Annotated in this window: 7 protein-coding genes; 2 read left to right on the forward strand and 5 right to left on the reverse strand. The window is 74.3% G+C overall.

The window, feature by feature from the left end:
- Window positions 1-122: 122 nt before the first annotated feature.
- The 4 genes from DMH12_RS36120 to DMH12_RS36135 all read right to left on the reverse strand — a co-directional run bounded on the left by DMH12_RS36120 (window position 123) and on the right by DMH12_RS36135 (window position 3,160).
- Window positions 123-1,073 (reverse strand): TerC family protein, encoded by a 951-nt coding sequence (locus DMH12_RS36120; protein ID WP_125495528.1) that lies wholly within the window; start codon window positions 1,071-1,073, stop codon window positions 123-125.
- Window positions 1,074-1,186: 113 nt separating this feature from the next.
- Entirely contained in the window at window positions 1,187-2,206 is a 1,020-nt protein-coding gene (locus DMH12_RS36125) for an RNA polymerase sigma factor RpoD/SigA (RefSeq protein WP_125495529.1), read from the reverse strand.
- Between the two features lie 58 nt (window positions 2,207-2,264).
- A complete protein-coding gene (locus DMH12_RS36130) occupies window positions 2,265-2,690 on the reverse strand; it encodes a CBS domain-containing protein (RefSeq protein ID WP_125495530.1) in 426 nt (141 codons plus the stop codon).
- Window positions 2,666-3,160, reverse strand: coding sequence for a PPC domain-containing DNA-binding protein (locus tag DMH12_RS36135; protein WP_260474467.1), 495 nt, complete (start codon window positions 3,158-3,160; stop codon window positions 2,666-2,668). Before DMH12_RS36135 ends, DMH12_RS36130 begins: the two co-directional genes overlap by 25 nt.
- Window positions 3,161-3,338: 178 nt before the next feature.
- Between DMH12_RS36135 and DMH12_RS36140 the strand changes: the two genes are divergently transcribed.
- Window positions 3,339-3,581 (forward strand): hypothetical protein, encoded by a 243-nt coding sequence (locus tag DMH12_RS36140; protein WP_312023994.1) that lies wholly within the window; start codon window positions 3,339-3,341, stop codon window positions 3,579-3,581.
- On the opposite strand, the gene DMH12_RS36145 is transcribed toward DMH12_RS36140, so the two are convergent.
- Entirely contained in the window at window positions 3,547-5,538 is a 1,992-nt protein-coding gene (locus tag DMH12_RS36145; RefSeq protein ID WP_125495531.1) for a BTAD domain-containing putative transcriptional regulator, read from the reverse strand. The two genes, DMH12_RS36140 and DMH12_RS36145, sit on opposite strands and share 35 nt — an antisense overlap.
- A gap of 172 nt (window positions 5,539-5,710) precedes the next feature.
- On the opposite strand from DMH12_RS36145, the gene DMH12_RS36150 reads away from it, so the two are divergent.
- Window positions 5,711-6,589: an alpha/beta fold hydrolase gene (locus tag DMH12_RS36150; protein WP_125495532.1), complete on the forward strand. Its 879-nt coding sequence runs from the start codon at window positions 5,711-5,713 to the stop codon at window positions 6,587-6,589.
- Window positions 6,590-6,739 lie beyond the last annotated feature (150 nt).

Genomic DNA, 6,739 nt, shown 5'->3' on the forward strand with positions numbered 1-6,739 from the left:
GCCGCACCCACCCCTCCAGCGCAGCCCGCTCCTCATCCGACAGGATCAGCTCGGCCTTCGGCCGCCCAGTACGCGCCATCAGGCAACCCTACACATCTGAACAGAATTCCTGACTCAGAAGACTAGGGCTGCTCCTGCCGCCGTGTGGTCCACAGGCTCGTCGCCGTGGTGACGGCGAGGACGAGCACGATGAAGCCGAGCGAGAACGGGATGCTGATCTCCGGGACGTGCACCCCGGACTCGTGCAGGGCGTGCAGCACCAGCTTGACGCCGATGAAGCCCAGGATGACCGACAGGCCGTACGAGAGGTGGACCAGCTTCTTCAGCAGGCCGCCGATGAGGAAGTACAGCTGGCGCAGGCCCATCAGGGCGAACGCGTTGGCCGTGAACACGATGTACGGGTCCTGGGTCAGCCCGTAGATGGCGGGGATGGAGTCGAGCGCGAACAGGACGTCGGTGAAGCCGATGGCGAGCATCACGACCAGCATCGGCGTCATGACCCGCCGGCCGTTCTCCTCCACCCACAGCTTGGTGCCGTGGTAGCGGTCGGCGACACCGAAGCGGCGTTCGATCGACTTCAGCAGCTTGTTCTCCTCGTACTCCTCGTCATGCCCGCCCTTGCGGGCGTCCTGGATCAGCTTCCACGCGGTCCAGATGAGGAAGGCGCCGAAGATGTAGAACACCCAGGAAAAGGCGGAGATGATCGCCGCGCCGGCCGCGATGAAGGCGGCGCGCAGGACGAGGGCCACGATGACGCCGACCATCAGCACGCGCTGCTGGTACTGCGAGGGGACCGCGAACTTCGCCATGATCAGGACGAAGACGAAGAGGTTGTCGACGCTGAGCGACTTCTCGGTGATGTAGCCGGCGAAGAACTCGCCGCCCGGGCCCCCGCCGCCGACCAGGATCAGCCCCACACCGAACAGACAGGCCAGGATCACCCAGACGGCGGTCCAGATCCCGGCCTCCCGGATCGACACGTCGTGCGGCTTCCGGCCGATGAAGAAGTCCGCGGCGATCAGGACGCACAGGCCCGCGACGGTCAGCAGCCAGACGCTGAGGGAGACGTTCACCGGTGCTCCTCGGGCGGGCGGGGACGGGAAGCGCGTACGGGTTCTCCGTCAGGGTGTTTCCGGGATGCGGTCCGGGCAACCCGGCCGCGCGTCCGGCCCGCGCACCGGCGTGGTCAGCTCGCCCAGTCCAGCAGGCGGTCCCGGGTCTCGGGGGCGCGCAGATGGGCCAGCGAGGCCTTCTCCAGCTGGCGGACGCGTTCCCGGGTGAGGCCCACGTGCTGGGCCACCTGGTGCAGGGTGCGGGGGCGGCCGTCGTGCAGGCCGTAGCGGAGGCTGAGGATCAGGGCCTCGCGGGGTGCCAGGGTGCCCACGGCCTCCCGCAGCTCCGCCGCGAGCGCCTGGAACTCGGCGACCTCCGGGGCCCGCAGCACCTCGGTGTCCGGGATGAGATCGCCGACGACGGTCTCGCCGGTCTCGTCCACCGGGGTGTCCAGGCTGACCGCGTCCCGCCCGACCCGGCGCAGCCAGACGACCTTGTCGGCGTCGATGCCGCTCTCGGCGGCGACCTCCTCGACGGTCGGCTCGCGGTCGAGCCCTCCGCGGAGCCCCCGTTCGACCTTGGCGAGCTTCTGGAGCTGCTCCACGACGTGCACCGGCAGCCGCACCGTGCGCGCGTGCGTCGCCAGGCCCCGCTCGATGGCCTGGCGGATCCACCAGGTGGCGTACGTGGAGAACTTGAAGCCCTTGGTGTGGTCGAACTTCTCCACGGCCCGGATCAGTCCGAGGTTGCCCTCCTGGATGACGTCGAGGAGGGGCAGCCCGCGGTGGGCGTGGCGTTTGGCCATCGACACGACGAGCCGCAGGTTGGCCCGCACCATGTGGTCCTTGGCCGCCCGGCCGTCGTGGACGGTCTCCTCCAGCGCGCGGCGCCTTCCGGGCGTGGGGGCGGGTTCGCCGGTGTCGGCCGACTCCAGTTCCTCGCTGGCCCGGACACCGGCCTCGATGCGCACGGCCAGCCGTACCTCGTCCTCGGCGGTCAGCAGGGGTGTCGCGCCGATCTGACTCAGGTACTGGCCGAGCAGGTCGGGTTCCTCGTCGGGTTCCGGGATCCGGCTGCGCAGCCGCGCGGTGCGGGCGGTGGCGCGGCGGTCCTCCCCCGTGTCCGCCCGGGGGGTTCGTGCCAGGGGGGCCATGTCGCTTCCTCCGTCCCTGCCGGGCGCCGGGCCGTCTCGCCGCCGGCGCCCGGGTACGTCAGTGGCCGGGTGCGGCCCGGCTGATGTCCGCCAGCGCGGAGTGCGGGTCGTCGGCGGTGGCGAGGTCGCCGAGGGTGACCACGCCGACCGGGACGCCGCCGTGCTCGACGACGGGGAGCCGGCGCACGGCGTGGTGCCGCATCAGTTCGGCGGCGTGGTCGGTGGTGTCGTCCGGGTCGAGGGTGACGACGGGCGGCGGCGTGCACACCGTGCCGACGGTGGTCTGGTCGGGGTCCCGGCCGTCGGCGACGCCGCGGATCACGATGTCCCGGTCGGTGAGCACGCCGAACAGGTCGCAGTCGTAGGTCACCAGGACGTCGCCGACGTTCTCCTCCCTCATCAGCCGGGCGGCCCGCGCCACCGTCGTCATGGGCTCGACGGCCACCGCGGCCGGTGACATCACGTCTCGGATGCGCCGTGCCATGATCGCGCCTCCTGGGTGTCGCTACGGGGTTCCGCCCGGCCCGGGTCGATCAGGGCCAGGCCGATGTCGGGGTGGTGGGTCTTGGCGAGTTCGGCCGGGCTGTCCCGCACGACGACCTCCAGCGTCGGCCAGACCCGGCCGGACAGCAGGTGCCCTCCGCGGGTGGAGCCGTCGGAGAGGCCCAGTACGGCGTGCAGGTGCGGGGTGGGCCCCTGGTCGGCCACGGCGACGTCGCCGATCAGCGACAGCACCTCGCACTGCTCCTCCACGGGAATGCGCCGGTAGTCCTTCGCCCGCCGGTCGAACCAGCCGACGACCGCCTCGGAGAAGGCGCCCACCGCGGTGACCTGGGACGCTCCGAGCGACCGGTCGCGGGCGAAGGCACCGAGTTCGGCGACCGCGTCCTCTCCGGCCTCCAGCACCACCACGTACACCGCGGACGGACCCCCCTGCACCTGCTGCCACTTCATGCCCACCGGGTACCCGACGCGGATCCGGGCAACCGGGCGCCGGCCGACCGCCGAGCCGTCGGCGGTCACCGCGTCAGGGGCCCGCCGTGAGCGCAGGGCGCGGTCATGGTGATGGAGGACGGCTGGGTGCTCGCCCGGGGCCCGTCACCCCTCGGCGGGCGGCCCCGACCGGGACGCGGTGCTCGCCTCGTACGAGGCGGTGCGTGTGGAGCACTGCCGCCGGGTGCAGTCCACCGCCCGCGCCTGGGGCGAACTGTGGCACCTGGACGGCGAGCGGCGCCCGCGGCGCAACGCGGTCCTGCGGGAGCGGGACGTCCACGACCACGGCTTCACGGACTGGGTGTACGGCCGCACCGCGCTGACCCCCGACGCGGAACCCGCGATGTTCACGCCGATCCCGCTGTCCCCAGCGCCCGCCTGATCGCCGCGAGCCAGTCGTCGACCGGCCCGAAGGTGAGCAGTCCGCTGCCCGCGCCCGCGAGTTCGCCGGACGCGGGCAGCAGCCGTGCGTGGGTGCGCTCCAGGGCCGCGCGGTCGCCGAGCCGGAGGGCGAGCGCGGCCTCGGCGCAGCACAGCGCCTCGTACAGGAGGTCGGGCGGCGGCTGTGGCAGGGCGGCGAGGGCCGTTCGGGCCTCGGCGGTGCGGCCGTCGGCGAGGAGGGCGAACGGCTCGGCCCACGGCCGGTACGGCCCCCAGTCCGCGCCCGGGTCCACCTCGGCCGCACGGCCGTGGGCGAGGCGCAGGCCGAGCAGGGCGAGGGGCAGCAGTCCGCGTTCGAGGCCGGGCATGCCCGCCCCGTCGAGCCGGGCGGCGGCGGCGCGGTAGGCGGCCGCCGCGGTGTCGTACGGGCTGCCCGTGGCGGCCAGGCGCAGGGCCCGGTACCAGTCCGTGAAGACGGCGACCAGCGGCCGGTCGTGCCGTGCGGCCAGGCGGTCCACGGCCGTGGCGTGCTCGTCGGCGGCGGTGAGGTCGGCGAGGGCCGAGCGGGCCTGGAGGCGGATCAGGTGGCCGAGGACGGTGTGGTTGACCAGGCCGTGCCGGGTGCCGAGGGCGACGAGTTCGGCGCCGAGGGCGTCGCGGCGGGGGGCCAGCCCGGCTCTGGTGCAGGACTGCATGAAGACACCGTTGAGGGCGAAGGCGAGCAGCGCCGGGTCGTCCAGGCGGCGGGCGACGCGCTCGGCCTCGGCCGCCGCGCGCGGGCCGCGCTCGGACCGTACACCCCGGGACTCCAGGGCCACGGTGGCCAGCAGCCGGCAGCGCGCCGCGTCGGCGGTGGCGTCGCCGGGCAGGGCGGCGAGGGTGCGTTCGGCCGCCTCGACGATCCGGCGGGCGCCCTCGGGGTCGTCGCCGCGGGTCCAGACGGCGGGCACGTCGTAGGCGCCGATCACCCGGGCCGTCAGCTCCGCGTCGCCCGTCTCCTCGGCCGCCGCGATCGCCGCCGTCCGGTGCTCCCGGGCGGCCTCCAGACCCCCGCCGCCGGTGACGGCGAGGGTGCGCAGCAGGCCGACGGTGGACTCCAGACGGGCGTGCGCGCCGGCCGCGACGGTGCGGTCGTACGCCTGGGTCGCCGCCGCCCACAACCGGGCCGCCGCGTCCGCCGGTTCACCGGGCGGGTCCAGTTCCGGGTCCTGGGCGAGGATGCGGGCCTCCAGGCGGCGCAGCCGCGGGCCGGGGTCGAGCCCGAGCTGTCCGGCGAGCCGGCCGCGGGCCCGGCGCAGTACGGCGAGGGCGTCCCCCTGACGGCCGGTCCGGTACAGGGCCAGGGCGAGCAGGCGCCAGGCCTCCTCGCGCCAGGGGTGCCCGGTGAGGTGCGCGTCCAGGTCGGGGACGGCCTCGGCGGCCCGGCCCAGGTCCACGAGCAGTTCCGCCCGGCGTTCCACGGCCCGCAGCCGCAGTTCGGTGAGCCGGGAGCGCTCGCCTCGGGCCCACTCCGCCCCGCTGAACTCGGCGTACGCGGGCCCCCGCCACTCCTCCAGGGCCGCCCGGAGCCGCTCCGGCGCCTGCGCGGCGGGCCCGTGCTCGGCCTCTGCGACGGCCGCCTCGAAACGCCACGCGTCCACGGAGCCGGGCGCCGCGCGCAGGGTGTATCCGGGGCCTTCGGTGACCAGCAGCCGGGCCGGGGCGCGTGGCGGGCGGTCGGGCTCCAGGGCCCGGCGCAGGTCTCCGACGAAGGTGCGCAGGGCTCCCACGGCTCGCGGCGGGGGTGCCTGGGATGTCTCCCACAGGTCCTCCACCAGGCGGGTGACGGGGACGACCCGCCGTCGGGCCAGGACCAGCCGGGCCAGCACGGCGCGGTGCCGGGGGCCCTTGAGGGCGAGCGGGACGCCGCCGCGCTCGGCCGTGACCGGTCCGAGCACACCGAACGTGACCGCTTCCATGTTCCGTCCGTTCCGATCCGTCTCGCCCGTGCGAGCACCACGGTACGCGTGCTGATCGGTTGCTGATCCGGGCGCGGCAGGCTCGGAGGCAGTCACCGGCACGACGTACGGCAGAAGACACGACGTACGGCGGAAGACCTGGTGTACGGCACGAGAGAGGCACGGCCCACCCATGACACCGACCATTCCCGACTTCACCCACGACCGCGTCACGGTCGCCGACGGTGTCGCCCTGCAGGTGGCGGTCGGCGGCTCCGGCAGCCCGGTCGTACTGCTGCACGGCTTCCCGCAGACCCATCTGATGTGGCGGCACGTCGCCGCCGGCCTCGCGGCCGACCACACGGTCATCTGCCCCGACCTGCGCGGCTACGGCGCCAGCGACAAGCCGTCCGATCCCGACGGCACCGCCTACTCCAAGCGGACCATGGCCGCGGACGTCGTCGCTCTCGCCCGGGCGCTCGGGCACGAGCGGTTCGCGCTGGCGGGGCACGACCGGGGAGCGCTCGTCGCGGTGCGGGCGGGGCTCGACCATCCCGACGCGGTGACCCACCTGGCGGCGCTGGACGTGCTGCCGACCCTCGACATGTGGGACGTCCTGCACGGCACCACGGCCGCGGTCGGCTTCCACCTGTATCTGATGGCGCAGCCGCCGGGCCTGCCGGAGCAGCTCATCGGCGCCGCGCCGGACGCGTTCTTCGGTCACTTCCTCGACGTCTGGACCCGCGACCCGGGGGCCCTGCCCGCCGACGTGCGGGCCGCGTACCTCAAGGCGTCCCGTGCGGCGGTGCCCTCCATCGTGGCCGACTACCGGGCCTCGGCCGGCATCGACGTCGAGCACGACCGGGCCGACCGGGAGCGCGGCAACAGGCTCCGGATGCCGGTGTCCGTGCTCCAGCAGGACTGGGGCGCGGCCCTCGGTTACGACGCCGCCGCGTTGTGGCGGGCCTGGGCACCGGATCTGTCGCACGCCACCGTCGACTGCGGGCACTTCATGGCGGAGGAGGCTCCGGACGAGGTAACGGTGGCGTTGCGGAAGCTGCTGGCGCGGTAGGGGCACACCGGGGCGCTGACGGCCTCGGTCTTCGCGCCCGGTCGATGCACAACTGCCAGTTGTGCTACGTCGATGGACGGTTGTTTGATCCCGGGGCGTGGGCTCGCTTGGATGTCGGGCGTGACGGAATCGGGTGCGGCGGGATCGGGC

The organism is Streptomyces sp. WAC 04229 (assembly GCF_003947455.1).
GTDB lineage: Bacteria > Actinomycetota > Actinomycetes > Streptomycetales > Streptomycetaceae > Streptomyces.